The organism is Pseudoxanthomonas sp., assembly GCF_035999195.1.
Lineage (GTDB): Bacteria > Pseudomonadota > Gammaproteobacteria > Xanthomonadales > Xanthomonadaceae > Pseudoxanthomonas_A.
Window position 1 is genome coordinate 1325730 of record NZ_DASYGY010000009.1, and the last position, 18763, is coordinate 1344492.

20 protein-coding genes are annotated in these 18763 nt (G+C 68.4%); 6 read left to right on the top strand and 14 right to left on the bottom strand.

Annotation, left to right across the window (positions count from 1 at the left end):
- Positions 1 to 33 precede the first annotated feature (33 nt).
- Positions 34 to 1401, bottom strand: coding sequence for an NTP/NDP exchange transporter (locus VGN58_RS13310; RefSeq protein WP_327483675.1), 1368 nt, complete (start codon positions 1399 to 1401; stop codon positions 34 to 36).
- A 211-nt stretch (positions 1402 to 1612) separates the two neighbouring features.
- On the opposite strand from VGN58_RS13310, the gene VGN58_RS13315 reads away from it, so the two are divergent.
- Entirely contained in the window at positions 1613 to 3256 is a 1644-nt protein-coding gene (locus tag VGN58_RS13315; RefSeq protein ID WP_327483676.1) for a choline dehydrogenase, read from the top strand.
- A 96-nt stretch (positions 3257 to 3352) separates the two neighbouring features.
- On the opposite strand, the gene VGN58_RS13320 is transcribed toward VGN58_RS13315, so the two are convergent.
- Entirely contained in the window at positions 3353 to 3544 is a 192-nt protein-coding gene (locus VGN58_RS13320; RefSeq protein WP_327483677.1) for a hypothetical protein, read from the bottom strand.
- Between the two features lie 88 nt (positions 3545 to 3632).
- On the opposite strand from VGN58_RS13320, the gene VGN58_RS13325 reads away from it, so the two are divergent.
- Entirely contained in the window at positions 3633 to 5060 is a 1428-nt protein-coding gene (locus tag VGN58_RS13325; RefSeq protein ID WP_327483678.1) for a serine hydrolase domain-containing protein, read from the top strand.
- A 199-nt stretch (positions 5061 to 5259) separates the two neighbouring features.
- On the opposite strand, the gene VGN58_RS13330 is transcribed toward VGN58_RS13325, so the two are convergent.
- The 8 genes from VGN58_RS13330 to VGN58_RS13365 form a co-directional block, all read right to left on the bottom strand.
- Positions 5260 to 5796: an SRPBCC family protein gene (locus VGN58_RS13330; protein WP_327483679.1), complete on the bottom strand. Its 537-nt coding sequence runs from the start codon at positions 5794 to 5796 to the stop codon at positions 5260 to 5262.
- A 114-nt stretch (positions 5797 to 5910) separates the two neighbouring features.
- Positions 5911 to 6345, bottom strand: a complete 435-nt coding sequence (locus tag VGN58_RS13335; RefSeq protein ID WP_327483680.1) for a hypothetical protein — start codon at positions 6343 to 6345, stop codon at positions 5911 to 5913.
- A gap of 366 nt (positions 6346 to 6711) precedes the next feature.
- Positions 6712 to 7050: a hypothetical protein gene (locus VGN58_RS13340; protein ID WP_327483681.1), complete on the bottom strand. Its 339-nt coding sequence runs from the start codon at positions 7048 to 7050 to the stop codon at positions 6712 to 6714.
- Positions 7051 to 7371: 321 nt separating this feature from the next.
- A complete protein-coding gene (gcvH, locus tag VGN58_RS13345; RefSeq protein WP_327483682.1) occupies positions 7372 to 7767 on the bottom strand; it encodes a glycine cleavage system protein GcvH in 396 nt (131 codons plus the stop codon).
- An 85-nt stretch (positions 7768 to 7852) separates the two neighbouring features.
- Entirely contained in the window at positions 7853 to 8974 is a 1122-nt protein-coding gene (gene gcvT / locus VGN58_RS13350) for a glycine cleavage system aminomethyltransferase GcvT (RefSeq protein WP_327483683.1), read from the bottom strand.
- Between the two features lie 64 nt (positions 8975 to 9038).
- Positions 9039 to 9554: a hypothetical protein gene (locus VGN58_RS13355; RefSeq protein ID WP_327483684.1), complete on the bottom strand. Its 516-nt coding sequence runs from the start codon at positions 9552 to 9554 to the stop codon at positions 9039 to 9041.
- Positions 9555 to 9986: an NfeD family protein gene (locus tag VGN58_RS13360; RefSeq protein WP_327483685.1), complete on the bottom strand. Its 432-nt coding sequence runs from the start codon at positions 9984 to 9986 to the stop codon at positions 9555 to 9557.
- Positions 9987 to 9989: 3 nt separating this feature from the next.
- A complete protein-coding gene (locus VGN58_RS13365; protein WP_327483686.1) occupies positions 9990 to 10946 on the bottom strand; it encodes an SPFH domain-containing protein in 957 nt (318 codons plus the stop codon).
- Between the two features lie 162 nt (positions 10947 to 11108).
- Here VGN58_RS13365 and VGN58_RS13370 point away from each other — a divergent pair, with 162 nt between their 5' ends.
- The 3 genes from VGN58_RS13370 to VGN58_RS13380 are packed head-to-tail and all read left to right on the top strand — an operon-like array spanning position 11109 to position 13563.
- Complete coding sequence (locus VGN58_RS13370) at positions 11109 to 11672, top strand: sigma-70 family RNA polymerase sigma factor (RefSeq protein WP_327483687.1); 564 nt, start codon at positions 11109 to 11111, stop codon at positions 11670 to 11672.
- Complete coding sequence (locus tag VGN58_RS13375; RefSeq protein WP_327483688.1) at positions 11665 to 12363, top strand: hypothetical protein; 699 nt, start codon at positions 11665 to 11667, stop codon at positions 12361 to 12363. Before VGN58_RS13370 ends, VGN58_RS13375 begins: the two co-directional genes overlap by 8 nt.
- Positions 12364 to 12390: 27 nt before the next feature.
- Positions 12391 to 13563, top strand: a complete 1173-nt coding sequence (locus VGN58_RS13380) for a PDZ domain-containing protein (RefSeq protein ID WP_327483689.1) — start codon at positions 12391 to 12393, stop codon at positions 13561 to 13563.
- A gap of 102 nt (positions 13564 to 13665) precedes the next feature.
- Here VGN58_RS13380 and VGN58_RS13385 read toward each other — a convergent pair whose 3' ends face one another.
- From VGN58_RS13385 to hemP, 4 genes are all read right to left on the bottom strand, one after another.
- Entirely contained in the window at positions 13666 to 14604 is a 939-nt protein-coding gene (locus VGN58_RS13385) for a DUF6607 family protein (RefSeq protein WP_327483690.1), read from the bottom strand.
- A 13-nt stretch (positions 14605 to 14617) separates the two neighbouring features.
- Positions 14618 to 15244 carry a Hemin transport protein gene (locus VGN58_RS13390; RefSeq protein ID WP_327483691.1) on the bottom strand — a complete coding sequence of 209 codons (627 nt, stop codon included), beginning with the start codon at positions 15242 to 15244 and terminating at the stop codon, positions 14618 to 14620.
- A 4-nt stretch (positions 15245 to 15248) separates the two neighbouring features.
- Entirely contained in the window at positions 15249 to 17480 is a 2232-nt protein-coding gene (locus VGN58_RS13395; protein WP_327483692.1) for a TonB-dependent hemoglobin/transferrin/lactoferrin family receptor, read from the bottom strand.
- 121 nt (positions 17481 to 17601) lie between these two features.
- Positions 17602 to 17766 (bottom strand): hemin uptake protein HemP, encoded by a 165-nt coding sequence (gene hemP, locus VGN58_RS13400; RefSeq protein ID WP_414710823.1) that lies wholly within the window; start codon positions 17764 to 17766, stop codon positions 17602 to 17604.
- 377 nt (positions 17767 to 18143) lie between these two features.
- Between hemP and VGN58_RS13405 the strand changes: the two genes are divergently transcribed.
- Entirely contained in the window at positions 18144 to 18713 is a 570-nt protein-coding gene (locus tag VGN58_RS13405; RefSeq protein ID WP_327483694.1) for a TMEM165/GDT1 family protein, read from the top strand.
- The last annotated feature ends 50 nt before the right edge of the window (positions 18714 to 18763 follow it).

Genomic DNA, 18763 nt, shown 5'->3' on the forward strand with positions numbered 1-18763 from the left:
GCGGCTGCGTGACCCGTCGTCTGCCAGCCCGCGTCAGGCCTTGGTGGCGGCCGGCGGCGTAGCGGCGACGGCCCGCTCGGACGGCAGCTTCGCCTCCTCGCGCAGCAGCCGCCACGCGCTGAAGGTCATCGCACTGGCGACCAGCAGGCCGGCGCCGAACACCACGTTCGAGCCGAACGCCGACAGCAGCTTGTGCAGCCACACGAAGCTGAGGTCGCCACCGCGGTAGATCACGGTGTCGATCGCGGCGCCGGCCTTGTAGCGCCATTCGCGGCCCACGCGGGTATAGATGGTCTCGCGCGCGGGCTTGGCCAGCGAGAACTCGCTGGCGCGGGTGACCACCTGCACGATGGCGACCATCATCGGCAACGGTGAGGCGGACAGGATCGAGAACCCGAGGATGATCGCGGCGCCCGGAATCAGCAGCGCCGGCGCGATGCCGAAGCGCGACAGCAGCGTGCGGGTGAGCAGCAGTTGCACCACCAGCGTCAGGGAGTTGACCGCCAGGTCCAGCGTGGCGAAATAGTCGGCACGGGCCTCCGCGGAGGCGAACATCGTGCGCGCGATGGCGTTCTGTTCGTTGTAGAGCAGCGTGCCCACCCCAACGCCCATCACCACCATGACCGCCAGCCAGCGCAACAGCGGCTCGCGCACGATCAGCTTCAATCCCGCCAGGACCTCGCCCCCCATCGGGATCTCGCCGCTGGCCTGGCGCCGTTCGGCCTCGCGCGCCACGGCCCAGGTGCGCAGCCGGAAGATGCACAGCACGCACACCGAGAACAGGAACGCCGACACCAGCATCATGTTGGGAATGCCCACGCGCACGACCAGCGCCTTGGTCAGCGCCGGGCCGAGGAACGCGCCCATCGTGCCGGCCGCGCCGATGTAGCCGTAGTACCTGCGCGCTTCGACGTTGGTGAACACATCGGCCATGAAGCTCCAGAACACGGCCACCGCGAACAGGTTGAACACCGTGATCCACAGGATGAAGGCCAGTCCGCGGCCGGCGATGCCGCTGTCGAACATGGCGTAGAACGCCAGCAACGTGGCGATGAAGAAGCCGTAGATCACCGGCAGGAACACCCGGCGCGGGAAGCGGCTGACCAGCCAGCCGTACACCGGCTGCAAGACGAGCATGATCAGGAACACGGCGCTGAAGATGAACTGCAGCGTGAACTCGCCCAGCGCGATGCCGCGGTCGGCGAAGAACGCGATCAGCGCTGGCGGAAACACCGCTTCGATGTCGCTGGAGGCCGCCATCGCCTCGCGCACCGGCCGCAGCACGTAGTAGCCGCTCAGCAGGCAGAAGAAGTAGACGAAGGCCCACAGCAGCGGCGGAGACTCGGACAGCGCCGCGCGGAATCGGCCCAGGCGGGTGGTCGCTGGAGAAGACGGGTCCATGGGCGCGGCCTGCGATCGCAATCGGACGCGGGCATCGCCCGCCTGTGGCGCGCAAGGTATCCGATGCACTGCAACATCGCCAGCCTTTTTGCCGGCATGCGCGGCAGCGGCATCACGGGCATGCGGGAGTGGTCGCCGACCTTCGCGTCCGCAGAGCATTTGCTCTATCCCCCGCCGCTAGGTTCGGCCGGAGTTCGCAACAGGGCAGCATGTGTACGACTACATCATCGTGGGTGCCGGTTCCGCCGGCTGTGTCCTGGCCCACCGCCTGAGCGAAGACCCCGCGTGCCGCGTGCTGTTGCTGGAAGCCGGGCCGCGCGACTGGCACCCCTTCATCCACATGCCGGCCGGGCTGGCCAAGCTGGTCGGCCAGAAGGGCGTGAACTGGAACTACGACACCGCGCCCGAACTCCAGCTCGACAACCGGCGCCTGTGGTGGCCGCGCGGCAAGGTGCTGGGCGGTTCCAGCTCGATCAATGCGATGTGCTACATCCGTGGCGTGCCGCAGGACTACGACGACTGGGCCAACGCCGGCGCCGATGGCTGGGACTGGGCCAATGCCCTGCCGTATTTCCGCCGTTCCGAACGCAACGCACGCGGCGCCGATGCACTGCACGGCGGCGATGGTCCCCTGCATGTGTCCGACCTGCGCTACACCAACCCGCTGTCCGCCGCCTTCATCGAGGCGGGCGTGCAGGCGGGTTTCCCGCGCAACGACGATTTCAACGGCATCGAGCAGGCGGGCTTCGGCCTGTACCAGGTCACGCAGAAGGACGGCGCCCGCTGCTCGTCGGCGGTCGCCTACCTCGACCCCGCGCGCGACCGCCAGAACCTGGACATCGTCACCGGCGCCCTGGTCCGTCGCGTCCTGCTGGAAAAGGGTCGTGCGGTCGGCGTGGCCTACGCCCGCGGCGGCCACGAGGTCATCGCGCGCTGCAGCGGCGAGGTGCTGCTGAGCGGCGGCGCGATCAACTCGCCGCAACTGCTGATGCTGTCCGGCATCGGCCCGTCGGCGCACCTGCAGGACACCGGCATCACCGTGCGGCATGCCCTGCCTGGCGTCGGCCGCAACCTGCAGGATCATCTGGACATCTGCACGCTGCAACACTGTACGCAGCGCGTCACCTACGACCGCATCAGCGAGCTCAGGACCGCGTTCGACTATTTCCTGCGCGGGCATCGCGGGCCGGGCAGCAGCAACATCGCCGAGGCCGGCGCCTTCGTGCGTTCGCCGCTGGCGCCCGACGACCGTCCCGATATCCAGATGCATTTCGTGCCGGCCATGCTGGACGACCATGGCCGCCACCGGCTCGCCGGCGACGGCTACACCGCGCACGCCTGCTTCCTGCGCCCGCGCAGCCGCGGCCGCATCCTGCTGGCCAGCGCGGATCCGCGCGCGGATGCGCGCATCGAGGCCAACTACCTGAGCGATCCGGAAGGCTTCGACCTGAAGATGATGGTCGAATGCGCCAAGCTGTCGCGCGAGGTCTTCGCCCAGCCCGCCTTCGACGCGTATCGCGGCGCGCCGGTCCATCCCGCGCGCAACGACCTGTCGGACGCGGAGCTGGTCGCCTTCATCCGCGCCAAGGCCGAAACCGTGTACCACCCGGTCGGCACCTGCCGCATCGGCGACGACGAGGACGCGGTGGTCGATCCGCAGTTGCGTGTGCGCGGCCTGGACGGTTTGCGCGTGATCGATGCCTCGGTGATGCCCTCGCTGATCGGCGGCAACACCAACGCGCCCACCATCATGATCGCCGAGCGCGCCTCGGACCTGATCCGCGGCCTTCCACCGCTCACCTGCAGCCACCTGCGCGTCAACGCCGCGCCGCCCGCCCTCGCCACTGCGGACTGACGCCGCTCGTCCTTCACCGCCAGCGCGTCGCCAACCCCCAGGCGGCTGACGGAACGGCGCACGCGTGCTCACGCCATCGCCGATGCTGAATACGCCTCAGCGGCGATCCCGGTCGGTGTCGGGCGATCCACTGCCGTGTCCGGCCCGCGCCGGCGTGGAAATTGCATGCACCTGTGCGAATGCATTCCTGAACGCGTTCACGCCGGCGCCGTCCTTCGCCACGAGGCGGAGGCCCCGCCAAAACGCGACGCGCGCCACATCCGCAATCAGCAGCAGGATGAACAACATGGACACGCAACCTCTCCCTGTTTGTGCAATGGAAAAAAGCGGCGTTATGATCGTTCGACGGCAACCGCTCACGCAGGCCTTCCGCACGATGAAACACACGACACGCCGGCGATCGCTGCACGTCTTCCGGATCGGCCTGGTCGGCCTGCTGTTGCCGATGACGCTGTCGTCGACCGCGCAGACGCCATTGCGCTGGTCCTCTTCCGCCCGGGGCACGGACACGATGGCGGCGCAGGGTACCGCGGCGGCCAACGTGGCCCCGTATGTGTCGCCGACGCAGCCGCGTCCTTACCGGACCTCGCTGCCCGGGCAGAACGTCCAGCCGCTCGCGGCGGGTTTCGATGTCCGCGCGTTCGAGACCATGGCCGAGCACCTCACCGTCGGCCAGCGCGTGCCCGGCCTGGCCATGGCGATCGTCCACAACGGCCGCGTGCTCAGCGCGCGCGGGTACGGCGTCACCGACGTGGTCAATCCGCAGCCCGTCGATTCGCATACCGTGTTCCGGCTGGCCTCGCTGTCGAAGTCCTTCGCCAGCACGCTGACCGGCCTGATGGTGCAGGACGGCTCGCTGCGCTGGGACAGCAAGGTCAACCAGTTCGTGCCCGGCTTCCAGCTGAAAGACGCCACTGCGACCTCGCAGGTGACCGTCGCCGATGTGCTGAGCCACAGCGTCGGCCTGCAGGCGCACAATGCGTTCGACCGCGACATCGAGGCGAACGCCGAGTACTACGACGTGGCCCGCAAGCTCGCCTACGCGCCGCTGAAGTGCGCACCCGGCGACTGTTACGCCTACCAGAACGTCGCCTTCAGCCTGATCGGCGACGTGGTGTTCGCCGCCTCGGGCACGTTCTACGACCAGGCGGTGGACCGCCGCATCTTCAAGCCGCTGGGCATGAACGACGCCAGCATGGGGCTGGCGGGCATCCAGGCCAGCACGCGCTGGGCGCGGCCGCATGTGCGCAGCCGCAACGGCTGGGTGTCGCTGACGCCGAAGCCGACCTACTACCGCCTGCCGCCTGCCGCCGGCGTCAACGCCAGCGCCAGCGATCTGGCGCAGTGGCTGATCGCACAGACCGGCCATCGTCCCGACGTGTTGCCCGCACCGCTGCTGGCGACGCTGCATTCACCTGTGGTGAACACCCCGGGCGAGATGCGCGGCGGCTGGCGTCGCGAGCGCATCCATTCGGCCAGTTATGCGCTGGGCTGGCGCGTGTTCGACTACGCGGGACAGCAGGTGGTGTTCCATGCCGGTGCGGTGCAGGGCTACCGGGGCCTGATGGCGCTGGTGCCGGGACAGGACCTGGGCGTGGCGCTGGTATGGAACAGCGACAGCTCGCTGCCGTCGGGCCTGCTGCCGACGATCCTGGACCGCGCGATGGGACTGCCGGGCGAGCCTTGGGTCGAGACGCCCGCCGACTACGACCTGCTGCTGGCAGAGTCGCCCGACGGCACGCCCGTTGAAGGCAGGAAGGACAGCGGCACGTCCTCGCAGCGCGGCACGGCGTCGCCGCGCTGACAGCCGGACCGCTGGATCCGTTCGCAGCGACTGCATCGACGCACGCGCCTTGCTGACGACCCACGGGGCGGGACCGCCTCCTGGTCCGTCAGTCGCGCTGCCGTGCGAAGGACATCGCCGGTACCCCGGCGGGCGCATTGCGCCGCCTCCACCGCCACAAGTCCCGGGCGCCTGCTCTACGGGCGATCACTACGATCCTTCAGCGCTGCGCGTCCTGCTCGAGCAGGGCCTTGAGCCTGCCCAATCCCTTTTCGTAGTCCGCGCCGATCATCCGGTCGAACAGCAGGCCGAGCCAGCGCTTGAACGGATTCCATCCATGCGCGCTGTCGAAGGCCCATGTCACGCGCGTGCCCTGTCCCTCCGGCGCCAGCAGATAGCTCGCCTGTGCCAGGCTGCCATCGAAGTCCAGTGCCACCAGGATCCGGCGGTGCGGTTCGCTGGCCGTGATCTCCTGGCTGCCGGTGCCGACCGCGCGGTTGCCCACCCACCGCATGCGCGCCCCCACGCCACGGGCAGGTCCCTCGTACGTGTACGTCGCCTGTGGGTCGTACTCGGCCCACGGAGACCAGGCATTGAAGCGCTCGAACGAGTCGAGCGTGGCGAAGACCTCGGCCGGACTGCGGTCGATGACGATACTGCGCTCGACGCGGGTCGACGACGGCAGCAGCAGGCTGCCCGCCACGAAGACCAGTCCCAGCGCGACGATCGCCGCCAGTACCCATCTGATGAACTTCATGCGTCGCCTCTTCGCTGCCGGGGTACGACAGCCTAGCCGTTCGCCCATAAAAAAACTCCCTCCCCGCTGGGCACAGGGAGAGAGTCCATGGTGTTACGGATAACCGGGGTGGGCTTAGATCAGCGGAGCCGGGGTGGCCGGCAGCGCGACCGGAGCCGCTTTCTTCTTGGACTTCTTGGCAGGCTTCTTGGCGGCCTTCTTCGCGGCCTTCTTGGCCGGCTTCTTGGCTACTTTCTTGGCAGCCTTCTTCGCGGTCTTCTTGGCGGCCTTCTTCGCCGGCTTCTTGGCTACTTTCTTGGCAGCCTTCTTGGTGGTCTTCTTCGCGGTCTTCTTGGCAGCCTTCTTCGCCGGCTTCTTGGCTACCTTCTTCGCAGCCTTCTTGGCGACCTTCTTCACCGCCTTCTTGGCCTTGGCGACCTTCTTGGCGACCTTCTTGGCAGCCTTCTTCACTGCCTTCTTCACGGTCTTCTTGGCGGACGCCTTCTTGGTGGCCTTCTTGGCGGCCTTCTTGGCGGCCGGTTTCTTCTTAGCAGCTTTCTTCATTGCCATGTGATGGCTCCTCGTCAGTGAACTATGGATTTTTACGTCTGGTTACAGCACATCTGCCCGGAGGCAGGCCCAGCTGCAAGAAACGCCGCGGGAGTCGGACCCGTCGGCAGCCGTCGTCGCGACACGCGCGGCGATGCGGATTCCCCGGGGTGCCGGGCGTGCGAAACCCGGCCCCCTACAAATACGAAAACACCCGCGTCGCCGGGCGACACGGGTGCGATGGAAAAGGGAGGTTGCATTTTTCCGGGGGAAGCGAGGCCTGCGTCCACCGTGATGCCGGTGCGGACGACGGACTGCATTGTCTCTTGCGCTGTCGTGTTGATTCGACTCACTCGCTTCCGCAGCAGGCGCTGCTTGGGGCGAAACCTAATCACGGTTTTTCAAGGTGTCAACACCTTCGACCGACTTTTTTTGATCGGCCGTCGCGCCCACACGGGATCGGAAAGCGACGACGACGGCGGCGGCGCGCCACGATCGACCGTGACGGACTTGCGCGACCGACATCGGCTTGAAAAAAAACATCGGTAAAACGCGCTTTTTTTTCTCCGACTCATCGCGCGCGCGCCACCGCCGCCACGACGGCATGCACATCCGCGCCCTGCCGCCGCCCGCTCGAACGGCTTGAACGGAACCTAAAAAAAACTTTCCCGAAGGCCTTCCGATTTCGCGTCGCACAAGCCCGATTGCGCCGAAATGCGCAAACATTTTTCTGCCGGAAGACCACGCTGTCGACGCGCCGGCGACCTTCCGCGATGAGGCGAAGTGTCCGCGCGCAGCGGAAACGACACGCTTCCCACCACCTTCGTGCCGGCCGGAAGCAGCTGCCGAACCCTCGCCGTTCGTCGGTCGCCATCGCCTGGTGCGCGGACATGCACATCGCGTTCCCGACGCGATGCCGCCCCGACGCGCACCACCCTCGTCGCCATGCCTGCCTTCGTCCCGACGGCGCAAAAAAAACGGGGAACCGGGAACGGGGAGAAGCTCCGCCGTCACCGATTCCCCGCGAGGGGCTGCCCGTGGGCCGCCTCAGTGGTCGTCGTCTTCGAGCAGCTCGGCGTAATCGTCGGGCGAGAGCAGCTCGTTGAGCTGGTCCGGCTCTTCGGCTTCGATCACGAAGATCCAGCCTTCGCCGTAGGCATCCTCGTTGATGGTTTCCGGCTTGTCGGACAGCGCGGCGTTGACCTCCACGACCTTGCCGGTGACCGGGCTGTACACGTCCGACGCCGCCTTGACCGACTCGACCACGGCGCTGGCATTGCCGGCCTCGATGCGGTCGCCGACGTTGGGCAGCTCGACATAGACCAGGTCGCCCAGCAGGCTCTGCGCATGATCGGAAATGCCGACGGTGACGCGGCGGCCCGCTTCCAGGCGGGCCCACTCGTGGGACTTGAGGAACTTCAGATCGCCAGGAATCTCGCTCATAGGGGTGCTCCGGATCGCAGCGTGGCTCGGGAAGGGGACGTTAGTTTAGCGGAGGAACGCGCGGGGGAAAGCGGCCTTGCGCCGCTCACTCCAGGACGCCCGGCTGCGCCTGGCCGTCGCGCACGAACGGGAACTTCACCACGCGCACCGGCACCTCCTTGCCGCGGATGTCCACGCGCACACCGCCGCCGGCACCCAGCGGGATATCGCCGGCAGGAACGCGCGCGAAGGCGATGGCCTTGCCCAGCGTCGGCGAGAAGGTGCCGGACAGGATCTCGCCGTCGCCGTGGGCAGTCAGCACTTTCTGGCCGTGCCGCAACACGCCCTTCTCGTCCATCACCAGGCCGATCATCTGCCGCGGCGCGCCGGATGCCTTCTGCGCTTCCAGCGTGGCGCGACCGGTGAACGCGCGTCCCTCGTCCAGCGACACCGTCCAGGCGAGCGCCGCCTCGTACGGCGACACCGTGTCGTCCATGTCCTGGCCGTAGAGGTTCATGCCGGCTTCCAGGCGCAGCGTGTCGCGCGCACCCAGGCCGGCCGGCTTGACGCCGGCGGCGAGCAGCGCGCTCCAGAACGCCACGGCCTGCGCCTGCGGCAGCACGATCTCGTATCCGTCCTCGCCGGTGTAACCGGTGCGGGCGACGAACAGCGGCACGCCGTCGGTGCTGGTGGCATCGGCAGCGGCGAAGCGCGTCAGCTTGCCGACCTTCGCCCGGTCCTCCTCGCGCAGCAGGCCGTGCACGCGCTCACGCGCAGTCGGGCCCTGTACAGCGATCATGGCGAAGTCGGGACGCTCGGCGACCTGCACGTCGAAGGGCGCCGCCTGCGCGGCGATCCACGCCAGGTCCTTCTCGCGGGTGGCGGCGTTCACCACCAGACGGAAGAAGTCCCCGGCCAGGAAATAGATGATCAGGTCGTCGATCACCCCGCCCTGCTCGTTGAGCATGGCGGTGTAGAGCGCCTTGCCGGGCTTCTGCAGCTTGTCGACCGAGTTGGCGACCAGCTGGCGCAGGAATTCCCGCGTGCGGGGTCCGTGCAGGTCGACCACGGTCATGTGGCTGACGTCGAACATGCCGGCGTCGCGGCGCACCTGGTGGTGTTCCTCGATCTGCGAGCCGTAGTGGATCGGCATGTCCCAGCCGCCGAAGTCGACCATCTTGGCGCCGAGCGCGCGATGGGTGTCGTTGAGGATGGTCTTCTGGGTCATGGCGGTTTCCGGAACGGACAAAGAAGCGCATTATCCCAGAACGCACCAGCGCGGTGCGCCGCCGCTACAGGCCGTCGTAGGCCTCGTTGATGCAGTCCACGGCGCGCGCCTCCAGCACATCGAAACGGCCCGCTGGCAGTTTCAGGCGTCCTGCCCAGGCGACATCCTTCAACCATTCGGTCGCCATGTCGTGCTGGCGCACGATCGCGGCCACGCGTGCATCGTCGCGCCCGTCCACGCGGCAGGTACCGAACTGCAGGTAGTAGCCGGGCCGGCCGGTCGGATACGGCAGCGCATCGGTGATGCGCCATTGCGCGCGGGCACCGTCGCGTCCGGCGAGCTGGCCGGCGACGACGAAGCGGGGAACGGGTTCGCCGCCGGCATCGCCGGCGGGCGAGGCCAGCACGCCGACCGAGTAGTCGCAGACGCGGGCGGGATCGGTGGAGTCGGAGACACAGCTGCCACCCAGCTCTCCGAGTCCGTCGGGATACGGCGGGACCACGCGGCCGACGAGGTCCGTCGTGGCCACCGCCAGCGGGGCCAGCATCGACATCGACCACGCCAGCATCGCCACGCCCATCTACGCCTCCTGCACCTTCAGGGTCATGCCGTTCACCGCGACCACGCGCACCCGCGTGCCCAGCGGCATATCGGCGCCTTCCACGGTCCAGAACGCATCGTCGATCTTCACCCGGCCGCGACCGCCGGCGATCGGCTGGTCGAGCACAGCGACCGTACCGACCAGTTGTTCGGCGCGGCGGTTGAGCAGGGGTTTGTCGCTCTGGCGCCCCGCGCCACGGAACCAGGTGCGGTAGATCTGGATGGACACGAAACTCAGCACCACGAACGCGGCGACCTGCGCCAGCAGCGGAATCCCCGGCACCACCAGCACACCGAGGAACACCACCACCGCGGCGAACCCCATCCACAGCATGAAGGCGCCCGGCGCCATCGTTTCGGCGGCGAACAGCAGCAATGCCACCACCGCCCATCCTGCGACGTCCCAGCGCACGGCTCAGCCCCCCACCCGCGGCGGCACGCGCGGCGGCGCGGCCTGCTGCTTGCCCAGCGCTTCCTTGGCCAGTTCGGCGATGCCGGCGATGGAACCGATGATGCCGCTGCTCTCCATCGGCATCAGCACGAACTTCTGGTTGGGCGCGGTGGCCAGTTCCTTGAACGCCTCCACGTACTTCTGGGCGATGAAGTAGTTGATCGCCTGCACGTCGCCCTTGGCGATGGCGTTGCTGACCATCTCGGTGGCCCTGGCTTCCGCTTCGGCCAGGCGCTCGCGCGCTTCGGCATCGCGGAAGGCGGCCTCCTTGCGGCCCTCGGCCTCCAGCACCGCGGCCTGCTTCTCGCCGTCGGCGCGCAGGATCTCGGACTGGCGCGACCCTTCGGCTTCCAGGATCTGCGCGCGCTTCTCGCGCTCGGCCTTCATCTGCCGGGCCATCGAGTCGATCAGGTCGCGCGGCGGCTGGATGTCGCGGATCTCGATGCGGTTGACCTTGATGCCCCACGGGTTGGTCGCCTGGTCGACCACGCTGAGCAGCTGCGCGTTGATGGTTTCGCGCTGGCTGAGGGATTCGTCCAGGTCCATCGAACCGATCACGGTGCGGATGTTGGTCTGCACCAGCGCGATGGTCGCCTGCTCCAGATTGGACACTTCGTACGCCGCCTTGGCCGCGTCCAGCACCTGGAAGAACACCACCCCATCCACCTTCACCACGGCGTTGTCCTTGGTGATCACGTCCTGGCTGGGCACGTCGAGCACCTGCTCCATGACATTCACCTTACGACCCACGCCGTAGATGATCGGGACCAGGAAATGCAGGCCCGGGTCCAGCGTGTGGGTGTACTTGCCGAAGCGTTCCACCGTCCACTCGAACCCCTGCGGCACCATGCGTACCGTCTTGAACAGGATGATGACGCCGGCCACCAGCAGGATGATGGCGACGAAACTGGTTTCGAACATCGATGTTCCCCTCGTGATTCCCGGTGCGGCGAGTATAGACCGCCGCGCCGGCGTGGCCGGGACCGCCCGCCGTCGATCGGACAACGGTGAACTTCGGGGGTGCTGCGACGGTATTGCCTTCTGTCGCATCCCTACCTTCGGACGCCCGAAGAACCTCCCCGCTTGAGCCGATCGCAGTTCGCCATCGATATCCCGGACAGCCTGGTGGCCCGCGCACGCAGCGGGTGCCGGGAGGCGTTCGAGCAGATCTACCGTCGGTTCGAGCGCCCGGTGTTCACCCTGGCGCTGCGCATCTGCGGCGACCGCGAGGACGCCGGCGACGTCTTGCAGGACACCATGCTGAAACTGTTCCACCACCTGACGGACTACCGGGCCGACTGCCCGTTCTGGGGCTGGCTGCGGCAGATCGCGGTCAACGAAGCGCTGCTGCACATGCGCCGGCAGAAGCGGCTGGTCGCGGAAATCGCGGTGGACGAAGACGACCTGCCCGAGGATCGTGGCCCGCCGCCGTGGGCGGCCGCGGACGCGGCCCTGCTGCAGCGCGTGCTCGACGCGTTGCCGGCCGCCACCCGCAGCGTGCTGTGGCTCTACCACGCCGAGGGCTATACCCACGACGAGATCGCCGCGCTGATGCAGCGCACGCCGAGCTTCTCCAAGTCGCAACTCGCGCGCGGCACCCGCCGGCTGCGGGCGCTGCTGAACATCGAGGAACCCGTCCATGCCTGATTCCCGTAGCCGTGATCCGATGCCGCGCGACTGGCGCGAGGCGTTCGCCGCCCTGCCGCTGGACACGCCACCCGAGGGCGGCTGGCAGCGCGTCGCCGCCGCCTTGCCGCCGGCGGAGGCCCCCGTGCGGCGCTCCGTGCGCTGGCGTCGTCCTGCGCTGGCGCTGGTGGCGACCGCGTCCTTCGCTGCCGTGGTCCCGCTGATGCACTGGCGCGCCGTGGATACCACGCCGCCGCGGCAGCCTTCCCCCGCCGTGGCCGACACGGCGGACGCGTCCGCGATACCGCCCGCCACCGCTACCGGGACGGACTTCCCCGCTACTGCTCCGCCCTCACCGCCGGAAGCACCTGCGCCCGCGAACGTGGCCGCCGTGCCGACGGTGCGTGCCGCGAAGGGCAGCGCGCCTGCCCGGCTGGACGCGCTCTATACCGAATCCGCACGGCTCGAGGCCGTGCTGGCGCAGCTGCCCGACCGCAGCGCCGGCAACGTCGCTGCGCTCGCGGTCAGCGCCGAACTGCAGGACCAGGTGACCCACATCGACCTTGCGCTCTCGCAACCGGCGCTGCCCGACGACACCCGTGCCGCGCTGTGGGAAGAGCGTGTCGACACCTTGCGCCAGCTCACCGGCGTGGAAGCCACCCAGCGCTGGCAGGTCGCGCTCAACGACGACGGCGACAGCGCCGTCTACTGATCCGGAACCGCAACAGGGAGATCCACCATGTTCAAACCCCTTTCCCGCCCGCTGCTCACCCTCGCACTGGTCGCGGCGCTGCCGGCCCTCGCGCAACAGCCCGATGCCGGCCGACAGAAGGAACTCGATGAGGCCCGCGCCGACCTGCAGCGCGCCGCCGGGCGCGTGGCCGAACTGTCGCGTGGCGCCGGCGACCTCCGCATGCCGATCCACATCGACCAGCGCATCGTGAGCCGCCCGCGGCTGGGCGTACTGCTGTCCGGCGACGACGCGGCCGGCGTTCGCATCACCGGCGTGACGCCGGAGAGCGGCGCGGCCAAGGCCGGGCTGAAGGCCGGCGACCGCCTGCTGCGCGTGGCCGGCGAGCCGGTCCGCGGCGATAACGCCGAAGCACGCGTGGCCCATGCCCGCGAACTGCTGACGGACCTCAAGGTGGACGCGGCCGTGCGGATCACCTACCAGCGCGACGGCAAGACGCACGATGCCAGCGTCACCCCGACGCGGGTCTCGCCACGCATCGCCTTCAGCGGCGACGGTCCGCGCACCGTCTTCCTCCGCAGCGGCGATGGCGGCATGCCGCAGATCGACGACCTGCTGCTGCCGCTGGATTCCATCGATCAGGTCATCTCGCCCGACGTGCAGCGCGAACTCCGCCAACTGGGCCGACTGGGCGACTGCAAAGGGGAGGAGTGCCGGCTGCCTGCACTGGCCGAAGCGTTCCGCTGGAGCAGCCTCAACCTGGCCACGGTGGATGCGTCGCTGGGTCGCTACTTCGGCACCGACGCCGGTGTCCTGGTGCTGTCGGCCGGCGACGAACTGGCAGGCCTGCAGGCCGGCGACGTGATCCGCAAGGTGGACGGCACGCCGGTGGCGACGCCGCGCGACGTGACCCAGTCCCTGCGCGGCAAGCCGGAAGACGCCAAGGTCGCGATCGAGTATCTGCGCGACCGGCAGACGCGGACCAGCACGGTGTCGATACCCAAGGCGCCGACCTTCCGCTTCCCCGCGACGTCGAGGATCACCGTCAAGCCGCGTGTCGCCGTCGGGACTGGCCAGACGCCGACCGTCGTCGAGAAGCGCCGCGTGATGATCGTTACCCCGGACGGCAACGTGCAGACCTTCGACGACGGTGTGGACAACGCCGCGCAGCCTTCCGCATCTCCTGCACCGCCCGCGGGCAAGGGCGGCGCCGTGCTCTGACACGCGCCATTACAAGAGAGAGACCGCATGAATCCCCTACCCCCGCCTGCGCGGGGGTCTTTTTTTTGGGGGGAAGGCACATCCGTGTGCCGGAGAGAACGCTCAGCGCGTGTCGGCCGGCGCGGGCTCCACCCAGTCGGCGAACACCTTGGCGATGGCGGCATCCGCCACCGGCTTGCCCGCCTGCACCTCGCCGGCCTGGGTGAACAGCGGGACGATCATCGCCATACCGTCGACCCTGGTCTTCAGATGCACGCCCGGCGCCTTCGTCAGGAAACCGTTCCAGTGCGCACGCACCTTGGCCCAGTAGGCGGCGGTGGCCTGCCAGTAGTTGCGCGCCGGCGTGAAGTCGACCTCGGTGGTCTTGATGTAATCGTTGAAGCCGAACTCGCGCGCCAGTTCCACCCGGGTGCCGTCGGGCCTGCGCAGCACCTTGGTGTTGAACTGCTCGTGGGTCCAGCCGTTCGGCGTCAGCGTGTGGCGGTTGACCACCGACAGCGCGTTGTAGTCGCTGCGCTTGCTGTACTCGCGTCGCGGCAGCGGCCGCCAGCTCGGGTCGCTGGTCCAGGTGGCCACGCCGTTGGCGTAGTCCCAGCGCCCGGTGCCGCAGTAGCGCGGCGCATCGCTGACCTCGTAGACGCACTGCGTCCAGGCACCGCGCTTGGCGTCGGCAGGGAGCGAGCGCACATGCCAGGTCTGGTCGGCGGTGAATTCGAAGCGCGTCGGCGCCTCGTAGAACCAGTCCTGTCGCCAGTGTTTGGTGACGTGGCCGCTTTTGGCGTCCACGAGGATGTGCTGCAGGACGATGCGCGTGGGCGTGTCCTCGACGACGATCACCGTCTCGTCGCCACCACTGCGCATCGCCGGCCGGCGCTCGTAGCCGGGCTGCAGCAGCACCGTTTCGTCGAAGGCGAAATCGACGGTGTAGTCGCCCTGCATCGCCAGGATCGACTGGCGGTCGCGGGCGGGATCCGCCGCCAGGGCTGACGCGGACAGAGACAGGAGGAGGGTGGACAGCGCAATGGCGACCGGTTTCGTCATGGGGGTGGTCTCTCTACTTGAGTCTGATCAGCGGCACGACGTTGTCGGCCGCCTCATTGTTCGATTCCAGAGCGGTGGCGTCGACGCGCGACGAGGGCTCGCTGCTGCCGCCGCGCAGCCCGCTTTCCAGATCGGCGCCTTCCGCCCGCGCAATGCGTCGCGCGGTGGCGATACCCAGCGGCGACATCGGTGACAGGCTGGCGGCGAGTACCGGCAACGAAGTGGGGCGCGGCACCGCATGCAGCTGCAGGGCACAGGCGCGCCACGGGCCTCCGAGCAGGCGTCCGGCGAGCCGCTGCCACAGCCGCTCGGCAAGGCCGGCGGCGGCGTCGCCTCCGCCCTTCGGCAGCGACGCCATCAGGCGGTCCCAGGCGACGAAGTCGCTGTCCGGCAGCAGGCAGAGGCGCCAGCAGCAGCGCCCCTGCGCGTCGAAGAACAGCAGCCGCTCGTCCAGCCCGTCGCTGTCGACGCCGGCATGGGCCTGCACCCGCACTGCCTGCTGCCAGCCCACGAGCTCGCTGCCCTGCTGCGTGCGGTACAGGCACAGCACAGGACCCAACGCCGCCAGCTGTTCGGCAGCGGGGAACGCATCCGTCGATGCGTCGACGATCCTCTCCGGCAGCGCGCGCAGCGTCGCCATGGCGCTACCAGCTCACCGACAGGCTGGCCGACAGCGTGCGGCCGGGCGAGGTGTAGCGCTCCAGCGTGGTGCTGGCCGCGGATACCAGGGCGATGTCGCCGGCGTCGATGTACGTCCTGTCGGCCAGGTTCAGCACACCGACGTTCACCCTGGCACCCGGCGCGAAGTTCCAGTGCGCGTACAGGTCGACTACGCCGTAGCCGGGCTGACGGTAATAGGTATCGGCGGAGACGCGGTCCTTGCGGTCGACGAACCGGCCCGCCAGTTCGGCACCCCAGGCTTCGGCATCGTAGGCGATGCCCAGCGTGGCGGTGAGCGGATCCACGCTGTCCAGCGGCACGTCGTCGGTGCGGTTCTGGCCACGCGACCAGGCCGCTGCGCCGCGCAGCGACCAGCCATCGAGCGCCCGCGACCACGCGCCGAGGTCGGCGCCGGCCTTCAGCTCGACGCCGTGGATCTGCGCGTCCGCCACGTTCTGCGACTGGTACACCATCAGGCCGTCATCGTTGACGCCGATGAAGCGCATCGATTCGATGAAGTCGTCGTAGCGGTTGTAGTAGCCGGACAGGCTGGCATGGACGGCATCGCCGGCGTAGCGCACGCCGGCCTCCAGCCCGTCGCTGGTCTCCGGCTTCAGATCCGGATTGGCGATGGCGGTGTAGCCGAACTGCACATTGGTGAAGCCGATGTTGACGTCGTTGTAGGGCGGCGAGCGGAAGCCGCGCGCATAACCGCCGAACAGCGACCAGTCCGGGGCGAACTTCCACACCATGCCCAGCTTCGGCGAGACGCTGGTCTCGCGGATGTCGGCCAGCACCACGCCCGGATTGTCGCCGGCGAAGATGGCGTCCTGCTCGGGATCGAGGCGGTAGTGGTCCACGCGCAGGCCGGGTACCAGGCGGACGCTGCCGCCGGCGAAGCTGATTTCGTCCTGCACGTACAACGCCGCGGTGGTGGTCTCGCTGACGGGGAAGTCGCGTACGGGGAAGACGTCCGGCAGCATCACCGGCGTGCCGACGCCGGTCAGCGGGAACGTCCGCAGGCCATCGCGCTTCTGCCTCGTCTCGGCACGCGACAGGTCGATGCCGTAGGCCAGCTCGTGGCGTACGCCATCACCGAAGGCCTTCCGGACATTGGCCTGCAGGCCGTACGTCCGCTGGTCGAAATTGAACTGGCGCTCGCGGATGTCGCGCAGCGTGGGCGCCGGCAGCGTGCGTTCCTCGCGCGTGTCCTGCGTGGTCTCGCTGTCCTGACGGTAGAGCTGCCAGTCCAGACTGTCCGCGAAGGCGGATGCCAGGCCGTTCCATTCGTGCGAGACCGCCACCCGTGCGCGTGTCTGCTTATCGCGCGCGGTCACCGAGGTGTGGGTCGCGCCCGTCAACGGCTGCAGGCCGCGCTGGGTCAGCAGGTCGGTGTCGGTGGCGTCTTCGTTGCCCTCGACCGTCAGGGCGAACTGGTGGTCCTGGTCCGGCGCGTACACCAGTTTGGCCAACAGGCTGCGACCGTCGCGTTCCTGCGGATTGGGGTGCGTGCGCGCACTGCCGAAACCGCCGACGCTGCCCTGGTTCTCGGTTTCCCTGCCCTGGCGATGGCTGACATTGACCAGGCCGCTCCAGCGCTCACCGACGAAGGCGGCCGTCGCGCCGCCGAGCAGGCCGTCCCAACTGCCGTCGTAGCCGAGACGGCCGCCGAAGTAGGCGTCCTTGCCGTCTTCCAGATAGTCGGACGGATCCTTGGTGATGAACGACACCACCCCGCCGAGTGCGTCCGAACCGTACAGCGCACTGGAGGGGCCGCGGACGATCTCGACGCGCTTGAGCGTGTCCAGGTCGATGAAGTTTCGGTTCGCATTCGAGAAGCTGCCGATCGAGAAGGCGTCCGACACCGCGATGCCGTCGGTCTGGATGCGTACGCGGTTGGCGTCCAGCCCGCGGATGCGGAAGCCTCCCAGCCCGAACCGGCCGAAGCTCGAGGTCACCGTGACGCCCGGCTCGTAGCGGACCAGCTGCTTGATGTCGCGGATCAGCTGGTCGTCCAGTTGCTGGCGATCGATGACGCTGACGGTGTTGGGCACGTCCACCACGGCACGCTCGGTGCGCGTGGCGGTGACCTGGATGCGGTCGAACTCCTTCGCATCGGCCGGCGAGGCGGCGGAGGCGTCGGCGGGTGTTGCGGCATGGGCATGGCCGGCGAGGGCCAGCCACACGGCCGCAGTGAGCAGCGTGGGGCGCATCATGGCGTACAGCATTCCTGTGGGGTATGGAGAACCCGGAAGGCTGGCGGCCGGAGAATCCTTGGCTGGCGCCCGGTGGAGAGAGTCGATGCCGTCGGCCACGCGTGCCGACGGTATGGCGTGTTTACTTGGTGAGGATCAGCTTGTCGTTGCTGGTGTGGCGCAGCCGGTAGACGCGGTCGCCGTGGCGGATCAGTACTTCCCGATGGCCCTTCAGCAGGGTCTCGCTGTCCAGGGCGTCATCGTCGCGCGGCGAAGCGGACGGCAGGGAGAGGCGCTCACGCAGCATCAGCGTGTCGGCGAGGGGCAGTGCAGTGACGTTCGGGATCATGGATAGCTCCGGAGAAGGAACGCCATTGATGATAATGATTCTTATTTGCGCGTCAACACCTGCGCATTCTCCCCGGACCAGCGGACAAATGAGAATGGCTCCGCCGTCGCACCGCACGCATCCTTACAATGCGCGCACTTTCCTCCTCCGGGGAGTAGCCCACCCGTCCTGACGGGGTCCGCGCGTCAACACACTTGGTCCACCGACCATGGCGCACGGGACGAAGCGATCCGCTTCGCCGGGCAAGACCGAAGGCAGGCGTCGCGCTTACCCGGGCCGGGCAGTGCGTCGTTTGCCTTCGCGCACGACGCGAATGCCTGGCCCCGGAGTTGTTGATGCAATCGCTGCACGCCCTGCTGGTGTCCACCGGCACCGTCACCCTGGCCGAGATCGGCGACAAGACCCAGTTGCTGGCCCTGCTGCTGGCCGCGCGCTACCGCAAGCCCTGGCCCATCGCCTGGGGCATCCTCGTCGCGACCCTGGTGAATCACGCCCTCTCCGCCTGGCTGGGCGCGGAACTGACCGACTGGCTGTCGCCCGAGGTGCTGCGCTGGCTGGTGGCCGCCAGCTTCCTGGCCGTGGCGCTATGGACCCTCAAGCCGGACACGCTGGACGAGAATGAGACGCTGCCCGCCCACGGCGCCTTCATTGCCACCACCATCGCCTTCTTCCTGGCCGAGATCGGCGACAAGACCCAGATCGCCACGGTGCTGCTGGCCACCAAGTACACGCCGCTGTGGCAGGTCATCGCCGGCACCACGGTGGGCATGTTGCTGGCCAACCTGCCGGTGGTCTGGCTGGGTCATCGTTTCGCCGACCGGCTGCCGCTGACGCTGGCGCGCAGCCTGGCCGCGGTGGTGTTCCTGGCCCTGGCGATCTGGGTGGCCTGGCACGGCATCGGCTGAACGACCGGGACGGGGCCGCGCGGCTGCTAGACTGCGCGGTCAGAACAACA